Below are 25,225 nucleotides of genomic sequence, written 5' to 3'. Positions count from 1 at the left end.
AAACAAGATGGTACAGGTGAGAGCACACCAGCCGGTCAACACAGACGGCAGTATCAATCTCGATGCATGGCTCGACCACATCGTCAGCGTCGACGTGCTGCTCGACCGCGAGGCGCTCAAGGCGGCTTGCGAGTTCGCGCTGCAGGCCGAACAACTCGGCAACATGGCCAAGTACTCATGGGCCGACGGCACCTCGTGTTTCCAGGCAGGCCTGGAAATCGCCGAGATTCTCGCCGACCTCAAGCTCGACCAGGATTCGCTAATGGCGGCGGTCATCTACCGCGCCGTGCGTGAAGGGCGGGTGACCCTCGCCGAAGTCGAGCAGCGCTTTGGCGCAACGGTCACCAAGCTGATCGACGGCGTGCTGCGCATGGCCGCCATCAGTGCCAGCCTCAGCCCGCGCCAGTCGCTGGTGCTGGGCTCGCAGGCGCAGGTGGAAAACCTGCGCAAGATGCTGGTGGCCATGGTCGACGACGTGCGCGTGGCCTTGATCAAGCTGGCCGAACGCACCTGTGCGATCCGCGCAGTCAAAAGCGCCGACGACGAAAAACGTCATCGCGTGGCCCGCGAAGTCTTCGACATCTATGCGCCGCTGGCCCACCGCCTGGGCATCGGCCACATCAAGTGGGAGCTGGAGGACCTGTCCTTCCGCTACCTTGAACCGGAGCAGTACAAGCAGATCGCCAAGCTGTTGCACGAGCGGCGCATGGACCGCGAGCGCTTCATCAGTGAAGTCATGAGCCAGCTGCACAACGAACTGCTGGAGACCGGGGTCAAGGCCGACATCAGCGGGCGGGCAAAACACATCTATTCGATCTGGCGCAAGATGCAGCGCAAAGGCCTGGAATTCAGCCAGATCTACGACGTACGTGCCGTGCGCGTGCTGGTGCCGGAGATGCGCGACTGCTACACGGCGCTGGGCATCGTCCACACCTTGTGGCGGCACATTCCCAAGGAGTTCGACGACTACATCGCCAACCCCAAGGAAAACGGCTATCGCTCCCTGCACACCGCCGTGATCGGCCCCGAGGGCAAGGTGCTCGAGGTGCAGATCCGCACCCACGCCATGCATGAGGAAGCCGAGCTGGGCGTCTGCGCGCACTGGCGGTACAAGGGCACCGACGTCAAGTCGGGCTCAAACCACTACGAAGAAAAGATCTCCTGGCTACGCCAGGTGCTGGAATGGCACGAGGAGCTGGGCGACATCGGCGGCCTGGCCGAGCAGTTGCGCGTCGATATCGAGCCCGACCGGGTCTACGTCTTCACCCCCGACGGCCACGCCATCGACCTGCCCAAGGGCGCCACCCCGCTGGACTTCGCCTACCGCGTGCACACCGAGATCGGCCACAACTGCCGCGGAGCGAAGATCAACGGGCGCATCGTGCCGCTCAACTACAGCCTCAACACCGGCGAGCAGGTGGAGATCATCACCAGCAAGCACGGCACGCCAAGCCGTGACTGGCTGAACTCCAACCTGGGCTACGTGACCACCTCGCGGGCCCGGGCCAAGATCGTTCACTGGTTCAAGCTGCAGGCACGCGACCAGAACGTCGCCGCCGGGCGCACCCTGCTCGAACGCGAGTTGAGCCGCCTCGGCCTGCCCCAGGTCGATTTCGATCACTTGGCCGAGAAGGTCAACTACAAGACCGCCGACGACATGTTTGCCGCCCTCGGTGCCGGTGACCTGCGCCTGGCGCACCTGGTCAACGCCGCCCAGCAGTTGGTCGAACCGGAGCGCGGCAACGAGCAGCTGGAGCTGATTCCGCGCAAGGCCACCGGCTACAAGCCGGGCAAGCGTGGCGACATCCAGATCCAGGGCGTGGGCAACCTGATGACGCAGATGGCCGGCTGCTGCCAGCCGCTGCCGGGCGACGCCATCGTCGGTTACATCACCCAGGGCCGCGGTGTCAGCATCCACCGCCAGGACTGTGCCTCGGTGCTGCAGCTGGCCGGGCGCGAGCCGGAGCGGATCATCCAGGTCAGCTGGGGGCCGGTGCCGGTGCTTACCTACCCGGTGGACATCGTCATCCGTGCCTACGACCGCTCCGGGCTGTTGCGCGATGTTTCCCAAGTGCTGCTCAACGAGCGCATCAACGTGCTAGCGGTCAACACCCGCTCGAACAAGGAAGACAACACCGCGCTGATGTCGCTGACCATCGAGATCCCCGGGCTGGACGCGTTGGGCCGCTTGCTCGGGCGCATTTCGCAATTGCCCAACATCATCGAGACGCGGCGCAACCGTACGCCTTGAATGAGCGCTGCGGCCGTCGCCAGCCTTGAACTGGAGCCCCGGATGTACACTTTGCAAGACCTGCTCAACCTCATGGCACGTCTGCGCGACCCGCAGTTTGGCTGCCCGTGGGATCTCAAGCAGAACTTCGCGAGCATCGTGCCCTTCACCCTCGAAGAGGCCTACGAAGTGGCCGATGCCATCGAGCAGGGCGACTTCGAGCAGCTGCGCGGCGAGCTCGGCGACCTGTTGTTCCAGGTGGTCTACTACGCGCAGCTGGCCCAGGAAGAGGGGCGCTTCGAATTTGCCGGGGTGGTCGACGGCATCACCCGCAAGTTGATCCGCCGCCATCCTCACGTGTTCCCCACCGGCGAGCTGTACGCGCCGCTGGATGTGCCGCGGCTCGACGATACCCAGGTCAAGCGGCGCTGGGAGGAGATCAAGGCCCAGGAGCGTGCCGAGAAAGCCGTGGCGCCCGAGCAGCTGTCGCTGCTGGATGACGTACCGGTCGCGTTGCCCGCGCTCAACCGCGCTGCCAAGCTGCAGAAGCGGGCGGCCAGTGTCGGCTTCGACTGGCCGGCCGCGCTTCCTGTGCTGGACAAGGTGCGCGAGGAGTTGGATGAAGTGTTGCAAGCCATGGCCGACGGCGAGCAGACGGCCATGGAGGAAGAGATCGGCGACCTGTTGTTCAGCGTGGTCAACCTGGCCCGCCACCTCAAGGTCGACCCGGAAAACGCCCTGCGCGGGGCCAATCGCAAATTCGAGCGACGCTTTCGTTTCATCGAACAGGCATTGCGCGACACCGGGCGTCCGATCGAAGATTGTGCCCTGGAAGAACTGGACGCTCTGTGGGGCGAAGCCAAACGTCAGGAAAAGAACCTGCCCAGCTGCGGCTGAGCCTAAGTGAGTAAACCATGAGTATTTCCCTCCGCGACCAATTGCTCAAAGCCGGTCTGGTCAACCAGAAGCAGGTCAAGCAGGTCAGCAAAGACAAGCAGAAACAAAAACGCATGGAGCACAAGGGGCAAGTCGAGGTCGACGACACTCAGCAGCGCCTGGCCCAGGAGGCCATGGCCGAGAAGGTCAAGCGCGACCAGGAACTCAACCGCCAGCAGCAGGAGAAGGTCGAGCAAAAGGCCAGGGCGGCCCAGGTCAAGCAGCTGATCGAGGCTACGCGGCTGCCCAAGCTGAACACCGAGGATTACTACAACTTCGTTGACGACAAGAAGGTCAAGCGCCTGTCGGTCAACAGCCTGATGCGCAGCAAGTTGAGCAGCGGTGGCCTGGCCATCGTGCAGCATGCCGGTGGCTATGAGGTGATCCCGCGCGAGTCGGCGCTCAAGGTGCAGGAGCGAGACCCGCAGCGCATCGTGCTGCTCAATACGGTGACCGAGGAAGTGGAGAGCGGTGACGATCCGTATGCGGCGTACAAGATCCCTGACGACCTGATGTGGTAACACATCGCCTGCAACGACAAACCCCGCCGAAGCGGGGTTTGTCGTCATAAGGCAGTGGCTACGTTCGGGTCACTGGTTCTGCAGCTGCTGGCGCTGCTGCTCGAGAATCTCGAGCTCGGCCTTGTAGTTATGGGCATCGCTTTCGTTGTGAAACATGCCGACCAATAAATCTTGCTGATAGACGTCCCAGATGCGCACGCCAGTGGCAACAGCTTCGTGAGACATATGGGAATCGTCGCGTTCGCTTACTTTGACAGTCATTCTGAATGCTCCAATTGCATTGATCTTCAGCAGCACCTTGGGTGCATGGCTTTGTTATATATTTTCTTAGCCGACTAAGTAAATGAACATTTCCAGCAACTGGTTATTGCAAAAATTCACCTAATGGTGAAACCCGCGTGTTTACTGGTCTGCGGCGCATTGTCGCAGTCTAGAGCCCTGCATGAATATTTCTTTAGGTTGTGCACAACCCGTCCATCCACCGTATTGCGCACAAAAAAAGCCCCACCGAAGTGAGGCTTTTCAGGCGAAGCGGGCAATGGGCTCAGCTGCCCTTGACCGCCTTGCCGTCCACCGTGCCGTCCTGCAGCATGATGTTGTATTCCTTGCCGTCGGTTTCCACCTGTTGCAGACGCACCAGAAGGTAGCTCCAGTCCTTGGCGAACCAGAGTACGGTGATGCGCTTGGTCTGCGTCGGGTCGCGTACCCGCTCGACCTTCACGGCGTCAACCTGGCCGGCCTTGGTGTCGACCTTCTCGGTGCCCAGCACGCGGAAGTCGTAGGTCTCGATCTCGTTGCCGTCGACCACCTGGTAGCTCATGCTTTTCTTGCCGGCGGCGACGTCCTGCTGCAGCGCCAGCTGATAGGTGGACTTGTCGACCACGCCGCGGTTGAGCGGCAGCTTGATGGCATCGTTGCGGTCGGTGCCGGTGACGAACTTGCTCGACCAGTCGAAGGTCAGGTCGACCTTCTTGGTCTTGCCCAGGCCACCGCGCTCGAAATGGTAGGTCTGTGGCAGCAGCGCGTCCTTGTCGACCTTGATGGTGCTGCTCTCGGTGAGGCTGGCGATCATCATGGCCGCCTTGAAATTCAGCGTCCAGGTATCGCCGTCCTTGCTCAGGCTGCGCTCGGCGGTACCGCTCATGGGCAGCTGTTTCCAGTCGGCGGTGTAGCTGGCAGAGAACGGCTTGAGCTCGCCGGCAAACACCGGCGAGGCAAGCAGGGCAAGGGCCAAAAGCAAAGCGCGACGCATAAAAACTCCTAAATTCGAAGCAGACAGGTTCGAAACGGCTGGCCCGGAAACGATCAGGCCGGAATCCGGCGGCCACTGGCCCCCAGTAATTGGCCGTCCAATATTGCACCTTGCTCGCCCAGGCTCAAGCGGCCTTCGGCAAACCAGCGCACGGCCAGTGGGTAGATCTGGTGCTCCTGGGCGTGCACCCGGGCGGCCAGGCGGCTGGCGTCATCGCCTTCGGCCACCGGCACGACTGCCTGTACGACCAGAGGCCCCCCATCGAGTTCCTCGGTGACGAAGTGCACACTGCAGCCGTGCTCGCGGTCGCCGGCGTCGAGGGCGCGCTGGTGGGTGTCGAGGCCTTTGTAGCGAGGCAGCAGGGACGGGTGGATGTTCAACAGCCGGCCGGCATAGTGGCGCACGAACATGACACTGAGGATGCGCATGAAGCCGGCAAGCACGACCAGGTCGGCGCCGAAACCGTCAATCAGCGCCACCAGGGCGCGGTCGAAGGCTTCGCGGTCGGCGTAGGCCTTGTGGTCGAGCACTGCGGTGTCGATGCCGGCATCGCGAGCGCGTTGCAGGCCCAAGGCGTCGGCACGGTTGGAGATCACGGCGCGCACCCGAGCCGGGTGGCCCGGGGTCGCCTCGATGCTGTCGATCAGCGCTTGCAGGTTGCTGCCGGTACCCGACAGCAACACCACCACATTGACGGGCTGAGGCATCAGTGTGCCTTGAGGTTGAGCAACTCGACCTGCGCTGCGCCTTCGGCGGCCACGCCGATTTCACCGATTACCCAGGGCTGTTCGCCTGAGGCTTGCAAATTGGCGAGCGTTTTCTGCACGTCGGCCTGAGCCACGCAGATGACCATGCCGACGCCGCAGTTGAGCACGCGATGCATCTCGTGTTCGTCGACGTTGCCCTTCTCCTGCAGCCAGTCGAACACCGCCGGGCGCGTCCAGCTGGCCACGTCGACCTTGGCCTGGGCACCCTTTGGCAGTACGCGCGGAATGTTGTCGAGCAGGCCGCCGCCGGTGATGTGGGCCATGGCCTTGACCGCGCCGGTGTCCTTGATCAGCTTGAGCAACGGCTTGACGTAGATGCGCGTGGGCGCCATCAGCAGGTCGGTCAACGGCTTGCCGTCGAGCTGCACGGTTTCGATGTCGGCGCCGGCCACTTCGATGATCTTGCGCACCAGCGAGTAGCCGTTGGAGTGCGGACCGGACGAGGGCAGGGCGATCAGCGCGTCGCCGGCGGCGACCCTGGAACCGTCGATGATCTCGGCTTTTTCCACCACGCCGACGCAGAAGCCGGCCAAGTCGTAGTCTTCGCCTTCGTACATGCCGGGCATTTCGGCGGTTTCGCCGCCCACCAGCGAGCAGCCGGCCAGCTCGCAACCGGCGCCGATGCCGGTGACCACGTCGGCAGCCGTGTCGACGTTGAGCTTGCCGGTGGCGTAGTAATCAAGGAAGAACAGCGGCTCGGCGCCGCACACCACCAGGTCGTTCACGCACATGGCGACCAGGTCGATGCCGATGCTGTCGTGACGGTTCAGATTGAGCGCCAGGCGCAGCTTGGTGCCCACGCCGTCCGTGCCGGAGACCAGCACAGGTTGCTTGTAACCCGCCGGGATCTCGCAAAGGGCGCCGAAGCCACCCAGGCCGCCCATGACCTCGGGGCGAGCGGTGCGCTTGGCGACGCCTTTGATGCGTTCGACCAGTGCTTCACCGGCGTCGATGTCTACACCGGCGTCCTTGTAGCTCACGGAGGGTTGCTTGCTCATGATCCAGGCCTTTTTGATTCTGCGGGAATCGACCGATTGTCATCGGTCTGCGAAGGCGCGCGATTTTATCAGGCTTGCCCGGTAGGGGCTATCACGTCTTGATGAACCGTTATTGTGGGTAATGCCGGAGTTTGCGCCCATCACATCTGGCCCGGCGGCCATGCAATAATGAAATTCTTTGCGCCGGCTCTGAATGTTTTACCGCAAAGCAGGGTCACAGCCACAATCCGTATTTTGCCGTCGGGAATAATCCATGCGCTTGAGTCCGTATCTGTTAGCCGGTTGTATTGCCAGCCTGAGCCTGCAAGGCCATGCCGAAACCGTGAACAACCTGTATCAGGTACTCGAACCCGTGGCCAGCCAGACGCCCGACGAGCGCAGCGCCGCCACCCAGCGTGCCCTCGAAACCCTGGTGCTGCGCCTGACCGGCGACCCCAAGGCGATCGCCAGCCCCGGGCTTGCCGCCGTGCGCAAGGACCCGCAGCAGATCATCAGCCAGTTTGGCTACGACGCCGGGCCACCGCAGGCGCTGCAGGTGGATTTCGATCCGGTCAGCACCGACAGCCAGCTGCGTCAGGCCGGGCTGCCGACCTGGGGCAGCAATCGGCCGTCGATCCTCGGCTGGTGGCTGAACGATAGCGTCGACGGCAGCAGCCTGGTCGGCGATGGCCAGGCCACGGCCGGCCCGCTGCGCCGCGCCGCGCAGCACCGCGGCCTGCCCCTGCGCCTGCCGCTGGCCGACCTCAACGAACAACTGGCGGCCACTGCGAAAAACCTCGAAGGCAGCGACGCCACGCCGCTGCGCGCGGCGTCCGAACGCTACGGCGCCGATGCCCTGCTGGCGGTGCATGCCCACCAGGAGGGCGACAAATGGACCGCCAAATGGCGCCTCTGGCTGGGCGACAAACAGGATAACGGTACGGCTGAAGGCGCCGATCAGGCGGCCCTCGCCGATGCGCTGCTGCTGGCTGTCAGCGAGCGCCTGGCGCCGCGCTACCTGGCCAAACCAGGTGCCAGCACCGACCTGACCTTGCAGGTGCAGGGCAACACCCTGGAGCGCTATGCCCAGCTGGGGCGCCTGCTCGAACCCTTCGGCGCGCGGCTCAAGAGCGTCGATGGCGACACCTTGCTCTACCGGGTCACGGGCAGCCCCGAGCAGCTGCGCGCACAGCTGACCCTGGCCAAGCTGCAGGAGGTGCATCCCGACCCGGCTGCGCTGCCTGCCGTCACGCCCGCAGCAGCAGGTACGGCCCCTGTGGCGCAACCGGCGCCAAGCGCGCCGGCCGCCGACCTGGTGTTTCACTGGTAGCCGATGAACGCGTGAACAGCAGCTGTTTATTGAACGGCTCCCCCTATATATAGAGACAAGGCCACCACTTGATGACCTATTCGCACCGTTGGTTCTGGATCGGCATGGCGTTGCTGGCCTGCGCATTCGTGTATTTCCTGCACCCCATCCTTACCCCGTTCCTGATCGCCATGGTTCTGGCCTACATGGCCGACCCGCTGGTGGACCGCCTGGAAGCCTGGGGCTTCTCGCGCACCTTGGGGGTGGTCAGCGTGTTCGCGCTGTTTACCATTATTTTCCTCGCCCTGCTGCTGGTGCTGGTGCCGATGCTGGCCAAGCAGCTGGTGCGCCTGTACGAGCTGGCGCCCCAGGCGCTGGACTGGCTGCAACACTTCGCCCTGCCATGGGTGCAGGCGCATCTGGGCCTGGGTGATGGCTTCTGGAAGTTCGACAAGATCAAGGCGGCCATCAGCGAGCACATGGGGCAGACCGGCGACATCGTCGGCGTGGTACTGAGCCAGGCGACAGCTTCGAGCCTGGCGCTGATCGGCTGGATCAGCAACCTGGTGCTGATCCCGGTGGTAGGGTTCTACCTGTTGCGCGACTGGGACCTGATGATGGCCAAGATCCGTAGCCTGCTGCCGCGCGAGCGCGAAGGCCAGGTGGTGGAATTGGCGGGCGAGTGTCACGAAGTGCTGGGTGCCTTTGTCCGCGGGCAACTGCTGGTGATGCTGGCATTGGGCGTCATCTACGCCGGTGGCCTGATGCTGGTGGGCGTCGAGCTGGGCCTGTTGATCGGGCTGATGGCGGGCCTGGCGGCGATCGTGCCGTACATGGGCTTTACCCTGGGTATCGTTGCGGCCATGGCCGCCGGGCTGTTCCAGTATGGTCTGGACCCATTCCACCTGGTGGCCATCGCAGCGGTGTTCATGGTCGGGCAACTGCTCGAAGGCATGGTATTGACCCCCTTGCTGGTGGGCGATCGCATCGGCCTGCATCCGGTGGCAGTGATTTTCGCGATTCTGGCCGGCGGCGAGTTGTTCGGCTTCACCGGGGTGCTGATCGCCCTGCCGGTGGCGGCGGTGATCATGGTGCTGATCCGTCATGTGCACGACCTGTACAAGAAATCTGACATTTACGGCGGCAAGGAAGATCCTGATCTGTAAATCGTTGATTTTACTGAAAGCCTGCCGCAATACGGCGTGCGCTTGATTGTGCCGCAGGCTTGCCGGGTATAGACTTTGCACACTTCACACAGAGGCTCCTTGCCGCTCTCCGGAGCTGCACCGTCAGCATGAAACCGATTCAGCTGCCCCTGGGTGTGCGTCTGCGTGACGACGCCACCTTCGTCAACTACTATCCAGGCGCCAACGCTGCCGCCCTCGGCTACGTAGAGCGGCTGTGTGAAGCCGACGCCGGTTGGACAGAAAGCCTCATCTACCTCTGGGGCAAGCACGGGGTAGGGCGCACTCACCTGTTGCAGGCGGCCTGCCTGCGCTTCGAGCAAATTGGCGAGCCGGCGGTGTACCTGCCGCTGGCCGAACTGATCGAGCACGGCGTCGGCATTCTCGACGACCTCGAGCAGTATGAGCTGGTCTGTCTCGATGACCTGCAGGTGGTGGCCGGCAAGGCGGACTGGGAAGAGGCGTTGTTCCACCTGTTCAACCGCCTGCGTGACAGCGGTCGGCGCCTGCTGATCGCCGCCTCCCATTCGCCACGCGAGCTGCCGGTGAAACTGGCTGACCTCAAGTCGCGCCTGACCCTGGCGCTGATCTTCCAGATGCGTCCTCTCTCCGACGAAGACAAGCTGCGCGCCCTGCAATTGCGTGCATCGCGTCGTGGCCTGCACCTGACCGACGAAGTCGGGCACTTTATCCTCACCCGCGGCAGTCGCAGCATGAGCGCCTTGTTCGAGTTGCTCGAACAGCTCGACCAGGCCTCGTTGCAGGCACAGCGCAAGCTGACCATTCCCTTCCTCAAGGAAACCCTGGGCTGGTAGGTGCCGGCGATTGCGGCGGCCGGGGTCAAGAATTGGGCATTCAGCGTTCGCATGCTACCCAATGGCGCGCATTACCCAGCTGAATGAGATATTCCGAAACATTTAATTGGCGGCATTGCCTTGACTCACAATGCCCTCATAAAAAATGTGCCTGAAGCAGCCCAGTGGCGGTAACGCTTCCAGCGAATTGCTTCGCTAGCTAACGAAAAGTTGGCCCATCCCTTGCTTTATGATACGTCTCTGCCACTGAGCCATGATTAGCTCAGACTATCAGAGCGTTTTGAGCTTATACCCAAGCGTACCCCCAGGGCGCGCGAAAACCGACTTCGGATCTATGGCCAACCTGCGTTCGCGCTGGGTCGGGCAGGTCTTTGCCATGTGAATCAACCCCGTGCCACAGCTTCCTGTGAATCTTTCCAGGACCGGCTTTTCAGAGGTGGGCGTTAGATGAAACCGAGATTTGAGGAAGTCACATTTCGTTCGATTGAATTTGCAAATAATGCCAATAGCGGGCATAGTCCCTCCTTCGTTAATTTCACTGACACGGTCGTGCCCATGCTGAAGCGCTTAGCACCCCTCGTGCCCATCGCACTCGTTACCTTGCTGTTCGGTTGCGCGGCTCAGTCGCCCCAACAGCAGGCAGATACCCAACCGGTCTTCATCGGCCCGGTTTCCGCTCAGGCCAAGCCAGCGTCGCTGCTGCGCGTGCCGAGCCAGCCGCACACTCGCGTGCAGGCTTCCGGTTCCGTGCTCGACGACGTCGCATCGACCGAAGACTCCACCGAAGAAGAGCTGAACCAGTTCGCCGGCAACGCCCCCTACAAGATGCCAATGCTGGCTGATAGCATCCTGGAGCGTGGCAAGTCGCTGATCGGTACCCGTTATCGTACCGGTGGCAGCACCGAGTCGGGCTTTGACTGCAGCGGCTTCATTGGTTACCTGTTTCGCGAAGAGGCCGGCATGACCCTGCCGCGTTCCACCCGCGAAATGATCAACGTCAAGGCGCCGGTGGTTGCACGCAACAACCTCAAGCCGGGCGATCTGCTGTTCTTCAGCACGCGCGGCCGTGGCCGCGTGAGCCATGCCGGCATCTATCTGGGTGACGATCAGTTCATTCATTCCAGCAGCCACCGCAGCGGCGGTGTGCGCATCGACAACCTCGATGACAGCTACTGGAGCAAGACCTTCATCGAGGCCAAACGGGCCCTGGCCATGGCGCCAACCACCGTGCTCTCGAAGAAGTAAGCAGCCAGCAGCAACGACACAGGCAGTACAGCGCGGCGGCGAGCTTGAAAGCTCGGCGCCGTTCGTGTTTTCGGCAGTAGCATCAGGACCCTTGTTATGTCGAGCCAGGCACGCATTGCCCTTCTCGTTCTCGCCGCCGTGCTAGGCGGTTGCGCCAGCCCCCCGCCTGCGCCAAAACCGGCGCCGGTGCTGCTGCGCCCTATCGCGGCGGCGCCTGCCAACGCCTTTTATCCGGCCGCCGACGACGTGCTGATACGCGCGCTTGGGCTGGTGGGCACGCCTTATCGCTGGGGCGGCAACACGCCTGACTCAGGCTTTGATTGCAGTGGTCTGATCGGCTTCGTCTACCGCGATGCGGCTGGCATCAGCCTGCCGCGCTCGACGCGCGAGATGGTCGAGATGCGGGCCCCGGAAATCCCGCAGCAGGCGCTGCAATCCGGCGATCTGATCTTCTTCGCCACCGGCGGCGGCTCCCAGGTGACCCACGCCGGCATCTATGTCGGCGAAGGTCGCTTCGTGCATGCCCCGGCCACGGGTGGCACCGTCAAGCTCGACTACCTGGCCAAGCCCTATTGGCAGAAGCGCTACCTCAGCGCCAAGCGCGTGTTACAGCCGGATAATCTGGCGAACAACCGCTGACGGCAGCCAGGCGTGGGAGGGGGCGGGGCCCCCGACCTGAGCAGCAGATCAAGCCGGCCTGGCGGCCTCTCGGGGCTGCGCCCCTCCAACGTTGAAGCGCGGCGGACTACTTCGCTGCGGTTACTCGCCAGATCTTGTTGCCGACGTCGTCGGCTACCAGCAAACCGCCGCGCTTGTCGACGATTACGCCCACTGGGCGGCCCTGGGCATGCTGGTCATTGTCGAGAAAACCGGTGAGCAGGTCGGTTGGCTGGCCATTCGGCACGCCATTGGCAAAAGGCACGAACAACACCTTATAGCCACTGAGCGGCTTGCGGTTCCACGAGCCATGCTGGCCGATGAAAGCGCCGCTGTTGAAGGGGGCAGGCAAGGCGGCGCCCGTGGCGAAGGTCAGGCCCAGCGAGGCGGTGTGCGGGCCCACGGCGTAGTCCGGAACGATGGCCTTGGCCACCAGGTCCGGGTTCTGCGGGCTGACCCGGGCGTCGACGTGTTGGCCGTAGTAGCTGAACGGCCAACCATAGAAGCCACCATCCTTGACCGAGGTGATGTAGTCCGGCACCAGGTCACTGCCGATTTCATCGCGCTCGTTGACCGAGGTCCAGAGTTTGCCCGAGGTGGGTTCCCAGGCCATGCCGTTAGGGTTGCGCAGGCCGGAAGCGAAGATACGGTGCTTGCCGGTGGCGGGGTCGACTTCCCAGATCGCCGCGCGTTCTTTCTCGGCCTCCAGGCCGTTGTCGCCGACATTGCTGTTGGAGCCAACGCTGACGTACAGCAACTTGCCATCGGCGCTGGCCACCACGTTCTTGGTCCAGTGATGATTGATCGGGCCGCCAGGCAGGTCGGTGACCTTGACCCCGGGGCCGGTGATCGAGGTTTCCCCGGGCTTGTAACTGAAGCGCAGCAGGGCGTCGGAATCGGCGACGTAGAAGTCGTTGCCCACCAGCGCCATGCCGAACGGCGAGTTGAGCTTGTCGAGAAACACCGTGCGGGTTTCAGCGATGCCATCGTGGTCCATGTCGCGCAGCAGGGTAATGCGGTTGGCGCTTGGCACGGTGGCGCCGGCGCGGCTCATGACCTTTTCACTGACCCAGCCCTTGAGGCCCTTGCTGTCGTCGGGTTTGGGCGGTGCATTGGTCTCGGCCACCAGCACGTCGCCGTTGGGCAGCACATAGAGCCAGCGGGGGTGGTCGAGATTTTCCGCAAAGGCCGCCACCTGGGTGCCGGGCGCTGCCACCGGCTTGGCTCCGGCGGGCCAGCCGACGGCCTTGGCGATATTCACCGTGGGCACCAAGGTCTTGTTCGGCTCCGGCAGCTTGGGCGACGGCCCCGTGCCATCGGAGACCTGCAGGGTCGAGGATTCGCCACAGGCGGTCAGCGCCGTGAGGGCTGTGGCCAGGGTGATCAGCAAAGCGAGGCGGGTCTTGTGCATGGGGGCAGGCTCCGTGACAAAAAAATCAGCTTGTCAGAGATAGAGGAAGGGCGATGGTGATGGTTCAACCGCACAGCCCGCAACGCGTTGACGCTCCCGGCGCAACCCTCTAACCTTCGCCGCTTGCATCAGGTACCCGACGCCGCCACGGCGACGCGGGTGAAACAGGGAAGCCGGTGAGTCCGTCAGGGGCGAACCCGGCGCTGCCCCCGCAACGGTAAATGAGTCAAGACCGCGCATCGCGCCACTGCCTGCACAGCAGGTGGGAAGGCGCGCGGTGGGGGCGTATGGCGCCCGCTCATGAGTCCGGAGACCGGCCTGGTGTCCATTCTATTGATCTGCCGCGCGGGTGAGAGCGGCATTGACGATTTCTTGCTGCGCCCGGCGGGCGTGCGGCTTTTCGTCGATATCCCAACGGAGAGCTGAGATGACCGAGTCCACGGAACGCGATGAGCGCCACCTGGCGCGCATGCTGCGCAAGAAAGCCATCATCGATGAGCGCATCGCCAATTCGCCCGACGAGTGCGGCCTGCTGCTGGTGCTCAGCGGCAACGGCAAGGGCAAGAGCAGCTCGGCGTTCGGCATGCTGGCCCGGGCCATGGGCCACGGCCTGCGCTGCAGCGTGGTGCAGTTCATCAAGGGGCGCAACGCCACCGGTGAGGAGTTGTTCTTCCGGCGCTTTCCCGAGCAGGTCAGCTACCACGTGATGGGCGAAGGCTTTACCTGGGAGACCCAGGACCGCCAGCGCGACATTGCCGCCGCCGAAGCCGCCTGGCAGGTCTCGCGCGGGTTTCTGCAGGATCCTGCGGTCAACCTGGTGGTGCTGGACGAGCTGAACATCGCCCTCAAGCACGGCTACCTGGACCTCGATCAGGTGCTGGCCGATTTGCAGGCGCGCCCGCCCATGCAGCACGTGATCGTGACGGGCCGCGGGGCCAACCCGCAGATGATCGAGCTGGCCGACACCGTGACCGAAATGGGCCTGCTCAAGCACGCCTTCCAGGCCGGCATCCGCGCCCAGAAGGGTATCGAACTGTGAATGCGCCGCGCCGCTGCCCGGCGGTGCTGGTCGCCGCACCAGCCTCCGGGCAGGGCAAGACCACCGTGACCGCCGCCCTCGCACGCCTGCACCGCAACCAGGGCCGTCGGGTGCGGGTGTTCAAGTGCGGCCCGGACTTTCTCGACCCGATGATCCACGAGCGCGCCAGCGGCGCCCCGGTGTACCAGCTCGACCTGTGGATGGTCGGCGCCGAGGAGAGCCGCCGGCTGCTGTGGGAAGCGGCGGGAGAAGCCGACCTGATTCTTATCGAAGGGGTGATGGGCCTGTTCGACGGCACGCCTTCGAGCGCCGACCTGGCGCGCCATTTCGGCGTGCCGGTGCTGGCGGTGATCGACGGCACGGCCATGGCGCAAACCTTCGGCGCCCTGGCGCTGGGCCTGGCTCGCTATCAACCGGACCTGCCCTTCGCCGGGGTGCTGGCCAATCGCGTCGGCACCTTGCGCCACGCGCAATTGCTGGAGCACAGCCTGACCGAAGGCCTGCGCTGGTACGGCGGGCTCAGCCGCGAGATCGCCATCGAACTGCCCAGCCGCCACCTGGGACTTGTGCAGGCCAGCGAATTGAACGACCTGGACGCGCGCCTGGACGCCGCGGCGGCCGCGCTGGCGGGCAGCTGCGAGGTGGCGCTGCCGCCGCCGGTGGAGTTCGCCCCGCCATTGCCACGCACCATCGAGCCGCTGCTGGCCGGGGTGCGCATCGCCGTAGCGCGGGACGAGGCGTTCGCCTTCACCTACGGTGCCAGCCTGCAACTGCTGCGCGAAATGGGCGCCGAGTTGCAGTTCTTCTCGCCACTGCGCGATGCCACGCCGCCACCCTGCGACAGCCTGTACCTGCCCGGTGGCTACCCGGAGCTGCACCACCCGGCGCTGGCGGCCAACGCCAGCATGCTGGCGGCGATCCGCGCCCACCATCGGGCCGGCAAGCCCCTGCTGGCCGAGTGTGGCGGCATGCTCTACCTGCTCGATACGCTGACCGACGTCGACGGCGTGCGCGCCGAGTTGCTGGGCTTGCTGCCGGGCGAAGCGGTGATGCAGAAACGCCTGGCCGCGCTGGCCCTGCAAAGCGTCGAGCTGCCCGAAGGCACGCTTCGCGGGCACACCTATCATCATTCCTTGAGCAACACCGAGCAGCTGCCGATCGCGCGCGGGGTCAGCCCCAACGGTGGCCGTGGCGCCGAAGCGGTGTACCGGCTCGGGCGCATGACCGCTTCCTATGTACACTTCTATTTTCCTTCCAACCCCGTTGCCATCGCGGAGCTGCTGCGCCCATGAAAGACCAGCCCGTTTGTGCCCAGGCCTATTCCGAGGATGAGCGCAGCGCCATCTACCGAGTGATCGCCGAGCGCCGCGACATGCGCCATTTCGCCGGTGGCGAGGTGGCTCCGCAGCTGCTGGCGCGCTTGCTCGCGGCTGCCCACCACGCCCCCAGCGTCGGCCTGATGCAGCCGTGGCGGTTTCTGCGCATCAGCGACCGGTCGCTACGCGCGCGCATCCAGGCGCTGGTAGAAGAGGAGCGGGTGCGCACGGCCGAGGCGCTGGGCGAACGCTCCGACGAGTTCATGAAGCTCAAGGTCGAGGGCATTCACGATTGCGCCGAGGTGCTGGTAGTGGCCCTGACCGAGGACCGTGAACGGCACATCTTCGGCCGTCGCACCTTGCCGGAGATGGACATGGCCTCGGTCTCCTGCGCCATCCAGAACCTCTGGCTGGCGGCTCGTGCCGAAGGCCTGGGCATGGGCTGGGTGTCGCTGTTCGAGCCCGACGCGCTCGCCTGCCTGCTCGGCATGCCGGCCGGCGCCCGCCCGCTGGCGGTGCTGTGCCTGGGCCCGGTGACCGAGTTCTATCCCGCGCCGATGCTGGTGCAGGAGGGCTGGGCCACCGCGCAGCCGCTGCAACTGTACGAGAATCAGTGGGGCGTGGCGCCATGAGTATCGCCTTGCTGGCCATGGCAGGCGTGGCCCTGGACGCCCTGTTCGGCGAACCGCGGCGGGGTCACCCGCTGGTGGCGTTCGGGCGCCTGGCCAACCGCCTGGAACAGCGCTTCAACAGTGCCGGCGCCGGCTGGCGCAGCCATGGCGTCAGCGCCTGGGTGCTGGCGGTGCTGCCGCTCACCGCGCTGGCGACCTTGCTGTCCTGGCTGCCGATGGTCGGCTGGCTGGTGGATGTTGCCGCGCTGTATTGCGCGCTGGGCATGCGCAGCCTGGGTGAGCACGTGACCCCAGTGGCGCAGGCGTTGCGCACGGGCGACCTGGAGCAGGCCCGCAAGCGCGTCGGCTATCTGGTCAGCCGCGAAACCGCCGAGCTCGACGCCAACGCCGTGGCTCGCGCCGCCACCGAGTCGGTGCTGGAAAACGGCAGCGACGCAGTGTTCGCCGCGCTGTTCTGGTTCGTGCTGTTCGGTGCCCCCGGGGTGGTCCTGTATCGGCTGAGCAATACCCTGGATGCCATGTGGGGCTATCGTAATGAGCGCTTCGAGCGTTTTGGCTGGGCTGCCGCGCGCATCGACGATGTGCTCAATTATCTGCCGGCCCGCCTGGTGGCCTTGACCTATGCGCTGTTGGGCAGCACCCGCCTGGCGCTGCGCTGCTGGCGGCAACAGGCGCCGCAGTGGGACAGCCCCAACGCCGGGCCGGTGATGGCCGCAGGCGCCGGAGCGCTTGAGGTGCAGCTGGGCGGCCCGGCGGTGTACCACGGCGAGCTGCACCAGCGCCCGGAGCTGGGTGAAGGGCGCCCGGCCGACGCCGACGCCATCGAGGCCGGCTGGCAGCTGGTACAGCGCGGACTCTGGCTGTGGTTGTTGATCATTTGTGCAGGAGCCCAATTCTATGCTTGAACACGGTGGACGCCTGCGCCAGGCCGCGCAGCAATATGGCATCGCCGAGCCCGACTGGCTCGACCTCTCCAGTGGCATTGCCCCCTGGCCCTGGCCAATCGGCGAGATCCCCGTGCGCGCCTGGGCGCGTCTGCCGGAGACCGACGATGGCCTGGAGGACGCCGCGCGCCGTTATTACGACGCCGACGAACTGTTGCCAGTGCCCGGCTCGCAGGCGGCCATCCAGTTGTTGCCGCGCCTGCGCCGCAGCGGTCGGGTGGCGGTATTGTCACCGTGCTATGCCGAGCATGCCGAGGCCTGGCGCAAGGCCGGCCACGTGGTGCGCGAGATTGGCGAACATGAGGTCGAGCATTTCATCGACAGCCTCGACGTGCTGGTGCTGGTCAACCCGAACAACCCCACCGGGCGGCTTATCTCGGCGGTCCAGCTGCTGGAATGGCACACCCGCCTGGCCGCCCGTGGCGGCTGGCTGGTGGTCGACGAAGCCTTCATGGACAACACGCCAGGCCTGAGCCTGGCGGCTCACAGCAACCGCAGCGGCTTGATCGTGCTGCGCTCGTTCGGCAAGTTCTTTGGCCTGGCCGGAGTACGCCTGGGTTTCGTGCTGGCCGAGCACAAACTGCTGCAACTGCTCGCCGAGCAGCTCGGCCCATGGAGCATCAGCGGTCCGACCCGGGTGCTGGGCACCGCCTGCCTGCTCGACAACGCCGGCCATCGTCGGCAGATCCAGCGCGCGGCGGCTGCCAGCCAACGTCTGCTCGAGCTGCTCACACGCCACGGCTACGCCCCCCAGGGCGGCTGCGCGCTGTTCCAGTGGCTGGCCTGCGAGGACGCCGCCTTGCTGCAGCGCTTCATGGCCCAGCGTGGCATCCTGCTGCGCCTGTTCGAGCACGGCAGCAGCCTGCGCTTGGGCCTGCCATCCGAGGAAGCCGAATGGCTGCGCCTGGATCAGGCCTTTGACGCCTGGGCCACGGAGCGCCCATGACCACCTTGATGGTGCAAGGCACCACCTCCGATGCGGGCAAGAGCACCCTGGTCACCGCGTTGTGCCGCTGGGCGACACGCCAGGGCGTCGCCGTGGTGCCGTTCAAGCCGCAGAACATGGCCCTCAACAGCGCCGTGACTGCCGACGGTGGTGAAATTGGCCGGGCCCAGGCGGTGCAGGCGCAGGCGGCGGGGATCGCGCCGCACACCGACATGAATCCGGTGCTGCTCAAACCCAACAGCGACACCGGCGCCCAGGTGATCATCCACGGGCGCGCGGTCACCACCATGAATGCCGTGGCCTATCACGACTATAAGGCCATCGCCATGCAGGCGGTGCTGGCCTCCCACCAGCGCCTGAGCGCGCAGTACCCGTTGGTGATGGTGGAGGGTGCCGGCTCGCCGGCCGAGATCAACCTGCGTGCCGGCGACATCGCCAACATGGGCTTCGCCGAAGCGGTGGACTGCCCGGTGCTGCTGATCGCCGACATCAACCGTGGCGGCGTCTTCGCCCATCTGGTCGGCACCCTCGACCTGCTGTCGCCCAGCGAGCAGCAGCGTGTGGCCGGCTTTGTCATCAACCGCTTTCGCGGCGACCTGGCGTTGCTGCAGCCGGGGCTCGACTGGCTCGAGCAACGCACCGGCAAACCGGTGCTCGGCGTGCTGCCGTACGTCAGCGACCTGCACCTGGAGGCCGAAGACGGCCTCGACCGGCGCCAGTCAGCCAAGGCGGCGCAGGTGCTCAAGGTCATCGTGCCGGTGTTGCCGCGCATCAGCAACCATACCGACTTCGACCCCTTGCGCCTGCATCCGCAGGTCGACCTGCAATTCATCGGCCCCGGGCAGGCCATCCCGGCGGCCGACCTGATCATTCTGCCGGGCTCCAAGAGCGTGCGTGGCGACCTGGCCAGCCTGCGTGAGCAGGGTTGGGAGACCGCCATCCGCCGCCACCTGCGTTACGGCGGCAAGCTGCTGGGGATCTGCGGCGGTCTGCAGATGCTCGGCGAGCAGTTGCACGACCCGTTGGGCCTGGAGGGGGCGGCGGGGTCCAGCCCGGGCCTGGGCCTGCTGGCGCTGTCCACCGAGCTGGCGGCCGAGAAGCAACTGCGCAATGTCAGCGGCAGCCTCAGCCTGGAAGGCGCGGCGGTCAGTGGCTACGAGATTCATGCCGGCGTCAGCAGCGGGCCGGCCCTGGAATCGCCTGTGGTGTACCTGGACGACGGCCGCTGCGACGGTGCGGTCAGTACCGACGGGCAGATCATCGGCACCTACCTGCACGGCCTGTTCGAGCATTCGGCGTCCAGCGCCGCCCTGTTGCGCTGGGCCGGGCTGGCCGAGGTGCAGGCCGTGGATTATCACGCCCTGCGCGAATTGGACATCGAGCGGCTGGCCGATCTGGTCGAGAAGCATCTGGACACCGCGCACCTGCGCCGCCTGTGCGGCCTGCCCGCTGAAACCTCGGAGAGTTGAGATGTTGCAGTTGATTCTGGGCGGCGCCCGCTCCGGCAAGAGTCGGTTGGCCGAGGGCCTGGCCGCAGCCAGCGGGCTGCAGGTGGTGTACATCGCCACCAGCCAGGCGCTGGATGGCGAGATGAGCGAACGCGTGGCCTTGCACCGTCAGCGCCGGCCAGCCAGCTGGGGCCTGGTCGAGGAACCCCTGGCGCTGGCGGCCGTGCTGCGCGAGCAGGCTGGCGCCGAGCGCTGCCTGCTGGTCGACTGCCTGACCCTGTGGCTGACCAACCTGCTGCTCGACAGTGACCCGCAACGCCTGGACAACGAGCGCCAGGCACTGCTCGACTGCCTGGGCGAACTGCCCGGGCCGGTGATATTCGTCAGCAACGAAACCGGCCTTGGCGTGGTGCCCATGGGCGAACTGACCCGGCGCTATGTCGACGAAGCCGGCCTGTTGCACCAAGCCCTGGCCGAGCGCTGCGACCGCGTGGTGCTGACCGTCGCCGGGCTACCTCTTACCTTGAAAGGACAACCTCTATGAGCCAAGCCTGGTGGCTGCAGCCCTGCCAGCCGGTGGATGACAACGCATTGCAGCAGGCCCGCGAGCGGCAGCAGCAATTGACCAAACCGGCTGGTTCGCTGGGCCCGCTTGAGGCTGTGGCAATCCAGCTGGCGGGCCTGCAGGGCCGGCTCAAGCCGGCGGTGGAGCAAGTGTGGATCGCCATCTTCGCCGGCGACCACGGTGTGGTCGCCGAGGGCGTCTCGCCCTTTCCACAGGAAGTCACCGGGCAGATGCTGCTCAATTTCGTCAATGGCGGCGCGGCGATCAGCGTGCTGGCGCGGCAATTGGCGGCGCAGCTGGAAGTGATCGACCTCGGCACGGCGACCTTGGCTGCTGAGCTGCCGGGGGTGCGCCACCTGCACATCGCCCGCGGCACGGCGAACTTCGTCAGCGCCGCAGCCATGACCCAGGTGCAATGCCTGGCCGCCTTGCAGGCCGGCCAGGACAGCGTGGTGCGGGCCAGGGCGGCCGGCGCTGAATTGTTCATCGGCGGTGAAATGGGCATTGGCAACACCACTGCCGCCGCTGCGCTGGCCGCCGCGCTGCTCGACAGCCCGGCGCTGGCGCTGGTAGGGGCGGGCACCGGCCTGGACGCCGCTGGCATCCAGCACAAGGCCCAGGTCATTGGCCGTGCGCTGGCGTTCCACGGCCCCTTGGCCGACGACCCCTTGCGCGCCTTGAGCTGCGTCGGCGGGCTGGAGATCGCGGCGTTGGCAGGGGCCTACCTCGCATGCGGGCAGCAGGGCATCGCCGTGTTGGTGGACGGCTACATCTGCAGCGTCGCGGCCTTGCTCGCAGTGCGCCTGAACCCCTCCTTGCAGCCTTGGTTGCTGTTCGGCCACAAGGGCGCCGAGCCGGGCCACCGGTTGGTGCTCGAGGCATTGCAGGGCGCGCCCTTGCTTGACCTTGGCCTGCGCCTGGGCGAGGGCAGTGGTGCGGCGCTGGCGGTGCCGCTGCTGCGCCTGGCCTGCGCACTGCATGGGCAGATGGCGACCTTTGCCGAGGCGGCGGTGGCCGATCGCCCCGCATGAGCCTGCACCTGGACCTGCTGCGCCACGGTGAAACCGAGCTGCGTGGCGGCTTGCGCGGCAGCCTAGACGATGCACTGACCGAATTCGGCTGGCGGCAGATGCACGATGCTGTGGCCGATGGCGGTCCCTGGACGCGACTGGTCAGCTCCCCCTTGCAGCGTTGCGCCTTGTTCGCCGAGGCCCTGGCCGAACGCCTGGGCGTCGCCCTGCACTTGGAGCCCGACCTGCAGGAGCTGCATTTCGGTGAATGGGAAGGGCGCACGCCGGCCGAGTTGATGCTCACCGATGAAGCCGGTCTGGGACAGTTCTGGAACGACCCCTACGGGTTCACCCCGCCCGGCGGCGAGCCCGTGCTGCACTTTCAGCGTCGCGTACTGGCTGCGGTACAGCGCCTGCAGGCCGCCCACGCCGGCGAGCGCCTGCTGCTGATCAGCCACGGCGGGGTCATGCGCCTGCTGCTGGCTCAGGCTCGCGGGCTGCCTCGCGAGCGTTTGCTGCAGGTCGAAGTGGCCCATGGTGCACGGTTTGCGTTGAGCGTCGAGGCTGACGGTCAACTGCGCGAGCGGCGCTGAACATGGCGCCATTGCTGATCGCCCTGCAGTTTCTCAGCCGCCTGCCGGTCCGTCTGCCGGGCATGCCGGCGCCCCAGGCCGTGGGCCGGTCACTGTTGTTTTATCCTCTGGTCGGCCTGCTGCTGGGCCTGCTGCTGTGTCTGGGCCAATGGCTGCTGCAAGGCGCGCCGCCGTTGCTGCAGGCCGCATTGTTGCTCGCCGGTTGGGTGTTGTTCAGCGGTGCCCTGCATCTGGACGGTCTGGCCGACAGCGCCGACGCCTGGCTTGGCGGCTTCGGTGACCGCGAGCGGACCCTGCTGATCATGAAGGATCCGCGCAGCGGGCCGATTGCCGTGGTCACCCTGGTGGTGGTGCTGCTGTTGAAGTTCTGTGCCCTGGCGGCGGTGCTGCAGCTGCACGCCTGGCCAGCGTTGTTGCTGACGCCGGTGCTGGGCCGGGCGGTACTTTTGGGGTTGTTTCTGACCACTGCCTACATCCGTGCCGGCGGCCTGGGGCAGGCGCTGGCCGATCATCTGCCGCGGCGCCAGGGTTGGTGGGTGCTGGGCCTGGTGGCGTTGGGTTGCGTATTGATTGCCCCGGGGCACGGCTTGGCCAGTGTGCTGGTGGCGGTGCTGGTAGTGACGTGGTTGCGGCGCTTGATGATCCGCCGCTTGGGTGGGACCACCGGAGATACGGCGGGGGCAGTGCTGGAAATTGTCGAGATGGCAGTGCTGGTGGTGTGGGCTTTATAAACGAAACCGGCCTGCTGCCTCTCGGAGACGAAGTCCCCGAGAGGCAGCAGGCCGGTCTTTGACCCGCAACGACTATCAGAAGCGGTAGGTCACAGCACTGCCGAAGCCCCAGGCGCTGTTCTTGTAATCAGCGTTGAGCGCGCCTTTGGTGGCGCTGGCCAGATTGACGCTGGTGTCTTCTTCCTTCAGGTAGGAAACCGCCAGGTCGATGGTGATGTTGTCCACCGGGGTAAAGCCGGCACCGAAGCTGATGGCCTTGCGATCGCCGGTGGGGATGCGTGGCGAGCGGTCGGTGTTGTTGGTCGGCGACTGGTCGACCGAGAAGCCGGTGCGCAGCACCCACTGCTTGTTCAACTGGTAGGCGGCGCCGATGGCATGCGACCAGGTGTCGTGCCAGTTCTGCGGTTCGCTGATGGTGCCGATAGGCCCTGCGCTGCCACCCAGTTGCACCGGCACGCCGCTGTTGTTGACGGTGATCTGCTGCAGGCGGCTCCAGCGCGTCCAGGTGCTGCCGGCGTACAGGGTCCAGTCGGCGTTGAGCTGGTGAGTGACCGAGAAGTCCACCGATTCCGGGGTGTCGATGCTCAGGCTGGCGTCGTACTTGCTGCCGCTGAACACACTGAAACCAGTGCCCTGGATCTTGGTGTGGCCATCCAGGTTGTAGCTGACCTTGGAGTGGTAGGTCAGGCCCAGACGAGTGCTGTCTGTCGCCTGTACCAACAGGCCGGCGTTGAAGCCGACGGCGGTGTCGTCGCCCTTGATCTTCACCGAACCATCGTTGCGGCCCGGGGTGGCCGCGTTCAGGGTGTCGGCGGTCAGTTCACCGTCGATGCGGTTGAAGGTCGGCCCGATACCGATGGAAACCTTGTCGTTGAAGGCGTAGCTGACGGTGGGCTGGAAGGTCACCACCGACACCTTGCTCTTGTTGGCGAAGTAGCGGCCGGTAAAACCGCTCTCGTAGTCGGTGACCAGGCCGAAGGGGGCGTAGAAGCCCACGCCGACGGCCCACTGGTCGGACAGCGGCTTGACGTAGTAGCCCATAGGCACGGCGATAAACGGCACCATGTCGCCATCGGTGCTGCCACCAAAGGTGCCGGAGCCACGGATATTGGTCTTGGCATCGAGCACGGCAGCGCCGATGCTGACTTGTTCGGATTTCAGGCGGGACATGCCGGCAGGGTTGCCATAGACAGTGCTGGCGTCGTCAGCAGAGGAAGAGCGACCCGCAAACCCTGTGCCCATGCCACTGATGCTTTGCTCATTGATGGCAAAGCCACCGGCAAAAATTTGACTGGATGCCATGGCGACGGCGAGGCTGATGGTTGATTTGAGCATTATTTTTTTCATTATTAGAACTCCGAGGGATCACCGAAGCGGAAATTAACAAGTTTTTCACGTCTGCGCCATACCCCCAATGCCACGATTTAGAGCGGTTTGTCGGACAATCAGACGATTTTTTTGGGTAAATACAAACCCTGAATAATCCTGCATTACTTGACTGGTCAGTCAGCGCCTGGCCATCAGGTTCTACGCTTGCGCTGGAGGTTGAAAGAACCGGCGGACTCAGGCGCTTGGCAGCGATGAATCGGCAGGGTCCGCCGGCGGCGGGGGCACCGCCTGACTTCAAGTGTAGTGTGAATTATTCAGGCTAAAAGCTTGTTTTCAGATTGTTTGTTACAGCAGGTTAACGGCAGGGAGGGCCATAGCTTTAGCCGCTGCAGCTGAATTTCGGACATGAAAAACCCCGCCGAAGCGGGGTTCTGGTCACACCGGCGGGCGGTCAGGCGACAAGCGCTTGACGCGTACGGTCGATCACGGCCTGCAGCGGCTCGGCGCTGGAGTACTGATCAGGGTACAGGCGCTCGGTGTGGCGAGCGATGCCGTGCTCATTGACCAGGGTGAAGCTGAAGCAGCCTTTGCGCGCTGCCATGATCAGGCAGTTCATTGGGGCGAAGGCATTGGTCAAGGTGCGGATGGCGTCTTGGGTGTGGATGGCGTGAGTCATGTTATGGGTGTTCCTGCAAAAGACACAGATCTGATCTGTGCACGACTAAAACGTTCCAGTACGCAGGGCCACCATTGGCCGCCACGAAGAACCTGACTGGAACAAAAGCAGCCAGTGTCTAGCGCGTTATCAATTGAGCGCCTGGGCTGACTGGTAGCTACTAGGAGGGCAGGCAGCACACCGGGGCTAAAGGTTCTGGGCCCTGGGTGAAGATCCTGATCAATCTGCAGGTTGGTCGGTTCAGAGGAGTTGGCTTTGCACAGCTTCTGTTGACAGAAGGGAAAGCATTCTGGAGACCATCGAGTAAGCCGGTTCGCTGACCGCCCTAGTGGGTATCGGACTCGTTATAGAGAGTCGCGATTCAGGGCTTGTAACAGGAACTGCTTCGGCTAATTGACTTTCAGCTTTGTATCTAACGGAGCGGAGCCTACAACAACTGGGGTAGGTGAATCAAGGTTTTCTTGCGCTGGTTCACATTTTTCGACCGCAGCTTGTGTTTCATGCGCCGAGCAGGCCAGTTTGCCCTCATCGCTTGACAAATGAAACCCCCCACTGCTGGCCTTGCAGCACCAGAGCGCGATGGCTGCCCGCTCCCCCTGCCATTTTTTTAGGCAGTTGTACACACTCTTGGGCGCATCTGTCGCGCCCTTGTCAGTTTTCCACAAGCCGCCGTCCTAGCCGCTTTTGGAAAT

26 protein-coding genes and 1 riboswitch are annotated in these 25,225 nt (G+C 64.7%); of the genes, 19 read left to right on the top strand and 7 right to left on the bottom strand.

Annotated features, from left to right (window positions below; all coding sequences use genetic code 11):
* The first annotated feature begins 7 nt into the window (after window positions 1–7).
* The 3 genes from relA to SFA35_RS20500 are packed head-to-tail and all read left to right on the top strand — an operon-like array spanning window position 8 to window position 3,687.
* Window positions 8–2,251 carry a GTP diphosphokinase gene (gene relA / locus SFA35_RS20510; RefSeq protein ID WP_320572343.1) on the top strand — a complete coding sequence of 748 codons (2,244 nt, stop codon included), beginning with the start codon at window positions 8–10 and terminating at the stop codon, window positions 2,249–2,251.
* A 42-nt stretch (window positions 2,252–2,293) separates the two neighbouring features.
* Window positions 2,294–3,127 carry a nucleoside triphosphate pyrophosphohydrolase gene (gene mazG, locus SFA35_RS20505; RefSeq protein WP_320572342.1) on the top strand — a complete coding sequence of 278 codons (834 nt, stop codon included), beginning with the start codon at window positions 2,294–2,296 and terminating at the stop codon, window positions 3,125–3,127.
* A gap of 17 nt (window positions 3,128–3,144) precedes the next feature.
* Complete coding sequence (locus tag SFA35_RS20500; RefSeq protein ID WP_320572341.1) at window positions 3,145–3,687, top strand: DUF2058 domain-containing protein; 543 nt, start codon at window positions 3,145–3,147, stop codon at window positions 3,685–3,687.
* 69 nt (window positions 3,688–3,756) lie between these two features.
* On the opposite strand, the gene SFA35_RS20495 is transcribed toward SFA35_RS20500, so the two are convergent.
* The 4 genes from SFA35_RS20495 to purM all read right to left on the bottom strand — a co-directional run bounded on the left by SFA35_RS20495 (window position 3,757) and on the right by purM (window position 6,704).
* The gene (locus SFA35_RS20495) at window positions 3,757–3,948 is read right to left on the bottom strand and encodes a hypothetical protein (protein WP_320572340.1); all 192 of its coding nucleotides are present in this window, start codon (window positions 3,946–3,948) and stop codon (window positions 3,757–3,759) included.
* Window positions 3,949–4,231: 283 nt separating this feature from the next.
* Window positions 4,232–4,939, bottom strand: a complete 708-nt coding sequence (locus tag SFA35_RS20490; RefSeq protein ID WP_320572339.1) for a DUF3108 domain-containing protein — start codon at window positions 4,937–4,939, stop codon at window positions 4,232–4,234.
* A 53-nt stretch (window positions 4,940–4,992) separates the two neighbouring features.
* Window positions 4,993–5,646: a phosphoribosylglycinamide formyltransferase gene (purN, locus tag SFA35_RS20485; protein WP_320572338.1), complete on the bottom strand. Its 654-nt coding sequence runs from the start codon at window positions 5,644–5,646 to the stop codon at window positions 4,993–4,995.
* Complete coding sequence (gene purM, locus SFA35_RS20480) at window positions 5,646–6,704, bottom strand: phosphoribosylformylglycinamidine cyclo-ligase (protein WP_320572337.1); 1,059 nt, start codon at window positions 6,702–6,704, stop codon at window positions 5,646–5,648. Before purM ends, purN begins: the two co-directional genes overlap by 1 nt.
* A gap of 253 nt (window positions 6,705–6,957) precedes the next feature.
* On the opposite strand from purM, the gene SFA35_RS20475 reads away from it, so the two are divergent.
* The 5 genes from SFA35_RS20475 (at window position 6,958) to SFA35_RS20455 (ending at window position 11,875) form a co-directional block, all read left to right on the top strand.
* On the top strand, window positions 6,958–8,013 hold the full coding sequence (locus SFA35_RS20475; RefSeq protein WP_320572336.1) for a DUF2066 domain-containing protein: 1,056 nt from the start codon (window positions 6,958–6,960) through the stop codon (window positions 8,011–8,013).
* Window positions 8,014–8,084: 71 nt separating this feature from the next.
* A complete protein-coding gene (locus SFA35_RS20470; protein WP_320572335.1) occupies window positions 8,085–9,158 on the top strand; it encodes an AI-2E family transporter in 1,074 nt (357 codons plus the stop codon).
* A gap of 128 nt (window positions 9,159–9,286) precedes the next feature.
* Window positions 9,287–9,991, top strand: a complete 705-nt coding sequence (gene hda / locus SFA35_RS20465) for a DnaA regulatory inactivator Hda (protein ID WP_320572334.1) — start codon at window positions 9,287–9,289, stop codon at window positions 9,989–9,991.
* A gap of 555 nt (window positions 9,992–10,546) precedes the next feature.
* Complete coding sequence (locus SFA35_RS20460; RefSeq protein ID WP_320572333.1) at window positions 10,547–11,236, top strand: C40 family peptidase; 690 nt, start codon at window positions 10,547–10,549, stop codon at window positions 11,234–11,236.
* A 96-nt stretch (window positions 11,237–11,332) separates the two neighbouring features.
* Window positions 11,333–11,875: a C40 family peptidase gene (locus SFA35_RS20455; protein WP_320572332.1), complete on the top strand. Its 543-nt coding sequence runs from the start codon at window positions 11,333–11,335 to the stop codon at window positions 11,873–11,875.
* A gap of 106 nt (window positions 11,876–11,981) precedes the next feature.
* Here SFA35_RS20455 and SFA35_RS20450 read toward each other — a convergent pair whose 3' ends face one another.
* The gene (locus SFA35_RS20450) at window positions 11,982–13,304 is read right to left on the bottom strand and encodes a sorbosone dehydrogenase family protein (protein ID WP_320572331.1); all 1,323 of its coding nucleotides are present in this window, start codon (window positions 13,302–13,304) and stop codon (window positions 11,982–11,984) included.
* A 113-nt stretch (window positions 13,305–13,417) separates the two neighbouring features.
* Window positions 13,418–13,641: riboswitch (cobalamin riboswitch) on the top strand.
* On the opposite strand from SFA35_RS20450, the gene SFA35_RS20445 reads away from it, so the two are divergent.
* From SFA35_RS20445 to SFA35_RS20395, 11 genes are all read left to right on the top strand, one after another.
* Window positions 13,605–13,730: a hypothetical protein gene (locus SFA35_RS20445; protein WP_320572330.1), complete on the top strand. Its 126-nt coding sequence runs from the start codon at window positions 13,605–13,607 to the stop codon at window positions 13,728–13,730. It overlaps the preceding riboswitch by 37 nt.
* 1 nt (window position 13,731) lies before the next feature.
* Window positions 13,732–14,343 (top strand): cob(I)yrinic acid a,c-diamide adenosyltransferase, encoded by a 612-nt coding sequence (cobO, locus tag SFA35_RS20440; RefSeq protein ID WP_320572329.1) that lies wholly within the window; start codon window positions 13,732–13,734, stop codon window positions 14,341–14,343.
* Entirely contained in the window at window positions 14,340–15,635 is a 1,296-nt protein-coding gene (locus SFA35_RS20435) for a cobyrinate a,c-diamide synthase (RefSeq protein WP_320572328.1), read from the top strand. The genes cobO and SFA35_RS20435 overlap by 4 nt, the downstream gene beginning before the upstream one ends.
* On the top strand, window positions 15,632–16,291 hold the full coding sequence (bluB, locus tag SFA35_RS20430; RefSeq protein WP_320572327.1) for a 5,6-dimethylbenzimidazole synthase: 660 nt from the start codon (window positions 15,632–15,634) through the stop codon (window positions 16,289–16,291). Before SFA35_RS20435 ends, bluB begins: the two co-directional genes overlap by 4 nt.
* Window positions 16,288–17,196, top strand: coding sequence for an adenosylcobinamide-phosphate synthase CbiB (cbiB, locus tag SFA35_RS20425; RefSeq protein ID WP_320572326.1), 909 nt, complete (start codon window positions 16,288–16,290; stop codon window positions 17,194–17,196). Before bluB ends, cbiB begins: the two co-directional genes overlap by 4 nt.
* Window positions 17,189–18,181: a threonine-phosphate decarboxylase CobD gene (cobD, locus tag SFA35_RS20420; protein WP_320572325.1), complete on the top strand. Its 993-nt coding sequence runs from the start codon at window positions 17,189–17,191 to the stop codon at window positions 18,179–18,181. The genes cbiB and cobD overlap by 8 nt, the downstream gene beginning before the upstream one ends.
* A complete protein-coding gene (locus tag SFA35_RS20415) occupies window positions 18,178–19,650 on the top strand; it encodes a cobyric acid synthase (protein WP_320572324.1) in 1,473 nt (490 codons plus the stop codon). The genes cobD and SFA35_RS20415 overlap by 4 nt, the downstream gene beginning before the upstream one ends.
* A 1-nt stretch (window position 19,651) precedes the next feature.
* Window positions 19,652–20,173, top strand: a complete 522-nt coding sequence (gene cobU, locus SFA35_RS20410) for a bifunctional adenosylcobinamide kinase/adenosylcobinamide-phosphate guanylyltransferase (protein WP_320572323.1) — start codon at window positions 19,652–19,654, stop codon at window positions 20,171–20,173.
* Window positions 20,170–21,225 (top strand): nicotinate-nucleotide--dimethylbenzimidazole phosphoribosyltransferase, encoded by a 1,056-nt coding sequence (gene cobT / locus SFA35_RS20405; protein ID WP_320572322.1) that lies wholly within the window; start codon window positions 20,170–20,172, stop codon window positions 21,223–21,225. Before cobU ends, cobT begins: the two co-directional genes overlap by 4 nt.
* Window positions 21,222–21,797, top strand: a complete 576-nt coding sequence (gene cobC, locus SFA35_RS20400) for an alpha-ribazole phosphatase family protein (protein ID WP_320572321.1) — start codon at window positions 21,222–21,224, stop codon at window positions 21,795–21,797. The genes cobT and cobC overlap by 4 nt, the downstream gene beginning before the upstream one ends.
* 2 nt (window positions 21,798–21,799) lie before the next feature.
* On the top strand, window positions 21,800–22,528 hold the full coding sequence (locus SFA35_RS20395; RefSeq protein ID WP_320572320.1) for an adenosylcobinamide-GDP ribazoletransferase: 729 nt from the start codon (window positions 21,800–21,802) through the stop codon (window positions 22,526–22,528).
* 75 nt (window positions 22,529–22,603) lie between these two features.
* Here the strand turns inward: SFA35_RS20395 and SFA35_RS20390 are convergent, their stop codons facing one another.
* Together SFA35_RS20390 and SFA35_RS20385 are read right to left on the bottom strand one after the other, a co-directional pair.
* Window positions 22,604–23,875, bottom strand: coding sequence for an OmpP1/FadL family transporter (locus tag SFA35_RS20390; protein ID WP_320572319.1), 1,272 nt, complete (start codon window positions 23,873–23,875; stop codon window positions 22,604–22,606).
* Between the two features lie 433 nt (window positions 23,876–24,308).
* Window positions 24,309–24,533 carry a hypothetical protein gene (locus SFA35_RS20385; RefSeq protein ID WP_320572318.1) on the bottom strand — a complete coding sequence of 75 codons (225 nt, stop codon included), beginning with the start codon at window positions 24,531–24,533 and terminating at the stop codon, window positions 24,309–24,311.
* Between the last annotated feature and the right edge of the window lie 692 nt (window positions 24,534–25,225).

It is taken from the genome of Pseudomonas sp. HR96, assembly GCF_034059295.1.
Lineage (GTDB): Bacteria > Pseudomonadota > Gammaproteobacteria > Pseudomonadales > Pseudomonadaceae > Aquipseudomonas.
Note: the sequence above shows the minus strand (reverse complement) of the source record. Positions and strands in the feature narration are given on the sequence as shown.

Bases quoted from the DNA above. Each gene is read 5' to 3' on its own strand.
- relA (WP_320572343.1), top strand. From the start codon at position 8: ATGGTACAGGTGAGAGCACACCAGCCGGTCAACACAGACGGCAGTATC.
- mazG (WP_320572342.1), top strand. From the start codon at position 2,294: ATGTACACTTTGCAAGACCTGCTCAACCTCATGGCACGTCTGCGCGAC.
- SFA35_RS20500 (WP_320572341.1), top strand. From the start codon at position 3,145: ATGAGTATTTCCCTCCGCGACCAATTGCTCAAAGCCGGTCTGGTCAAC.
- SFA35_RS20495 (WP_320572340.1), bottom strand. From the start codon at position 3,948: ATGACTGTCAAAGTAAGCGAACGCGACGATTCCCATATGTCTCACGAA.
- SFA35_RS20490 (WP_320572339.1), bottom strand. From the start codon at position 4,939: ATGCGTCGCGCTTTGCTTTTGGCCCTTGCCCTGCTTGCCTCGCCGGTG.
- purN (WP_320572338.1), bottom strand. From the start codon at position 5,646: ATGCCTCAGCCCGTCAATGTGGTGGTGTTGCTGTCGGGTACCGGCAGC.
- purM (WP_320572337.1), bottom strand. From the start codon at position 6,704: ATGAGCAAGCAACCCTCCGTGAGCTACAAGGACGCCGGTGTAGACATC.
- SFA35_RS20475 (WP_320572336.1), top strand. From the start codon at position 6,958: ATGCGCTTGAGTCCGTATCTGTTAGCCGGTTGTATTGCCAGCCTGAGC.
- SFA35_RS20470 (WP_320572335.1), top strand. From the start codon at position 8,085: ATGACCTATTCGCACCGTTGGTTCTGGATCGGCATGGCGTTGCTGGCC.
- hda (WP_320572334.1), top strand. From the start codon at position 9,287: ATGAAACCGATTCAGCTGCCCCTGGGTGTGCGTCTGCGTGACGACGCC.
- SFA35_RS20460 (WP_320572333.1), top strand. From the start codon at position 10,547: ATGCTGAAGCGCTTAGCACCCCTCGTGCCCATCGCACTCGTTACCTTG.
- SFA35_RS20455 (WP_320572332.1), top strand. From the start codon at position 11,333: ATGTCGAGCCAGGCACGCATTGCCCTTCTCGTTCTCGCCGCCGTGCTA.
- SFA35_RS20450 (WP_320572331.1), bottom strand. From the start codon at position 13,304: ATGCACAAGACCCGCCTCGCTTTGCTGATCACCCTGGCCACAGCCCTC.
- SFA35_RS20445 (WP_320572330.1), top strand. From the start codon at position 13,605: ATGAGTCCGGAGACCGGCCTGGTGTCCATTCTATTGATCTGCCGCGCG.
- cobO (WP_320572329.1), top strand. From the start codon at position 13,732: ATGACCGAGTCCACGGAACGCGATGAGCGCCACCTGGCGCGCATGCTG.
- bluB (WP_320572327.1), top strand. From the start codon at position 15,632: ATGAAAGACCAGCCCGTTTGTGCCCAGGCCTATTCCGAGGATGAGCGC.
- cbiB (WP_320572326.1), top strand. From the start codon at position 16,288: ATGAGTATCGCCTTGCTGGCCATGGCAGGCGTGGCCCTGGACGCCCTG.
- cobD (WP_320572325.1), top strand. From the start codon at position 17,189: ATGCTTGAACACGGTGGACGCCTGCGCCAGGCCGCGCAGCAATATGGC.
- SFA35_RS20415 (WP_320572324.1), top strand. From the start codon at position 18,178: ATGACCACCTTGATGGTGCAAGGCACCACCTCCGATGCGGGCAAGAGC.
- cobU (WP_320572323.1), top strand. From the start codon at position 19,652: ATGTTGCAGTTGATTCTGGGCGGCGCCCGCTCCGGCAAGAGTCGGTTG.
- cobT (WP_320572322.1), top strand. From the start codon at position 20,170: ATGAGCCAAGCCTGGTGGCTGCAGCCCTGCCAGCCGGTGGATGACAAC.
- cobC (WP_320572321.1), top strand. From the start codon at position 21,222: ATGAGCCTGCACCTGGACCTGCTGCGCCACGGTGAAACCGAGCTGCGT.
- SFA35_RS20395 (WP_320572320.1), top strand. From the start codon at position 21,800: ATGGCGCCATTGCTGATCGCCCTGCAGTTTCTCAGCCGCCTGCCGGTC.
- SFA35_RS20390 (WP_320572319.1), bottom strand. From the start codon at position 23,875: ATGAAAAAAATAATGCTCAAATCAACCATCAGCCTCGCCGTCGCCATG.
- SFA35_RS20385 (WP_320572318.1), bottom strand. From the start codon at position 24,533: ATGACTCACGCCATCCACACCCAAGACGCCATCCGCACCTTGACCAAT.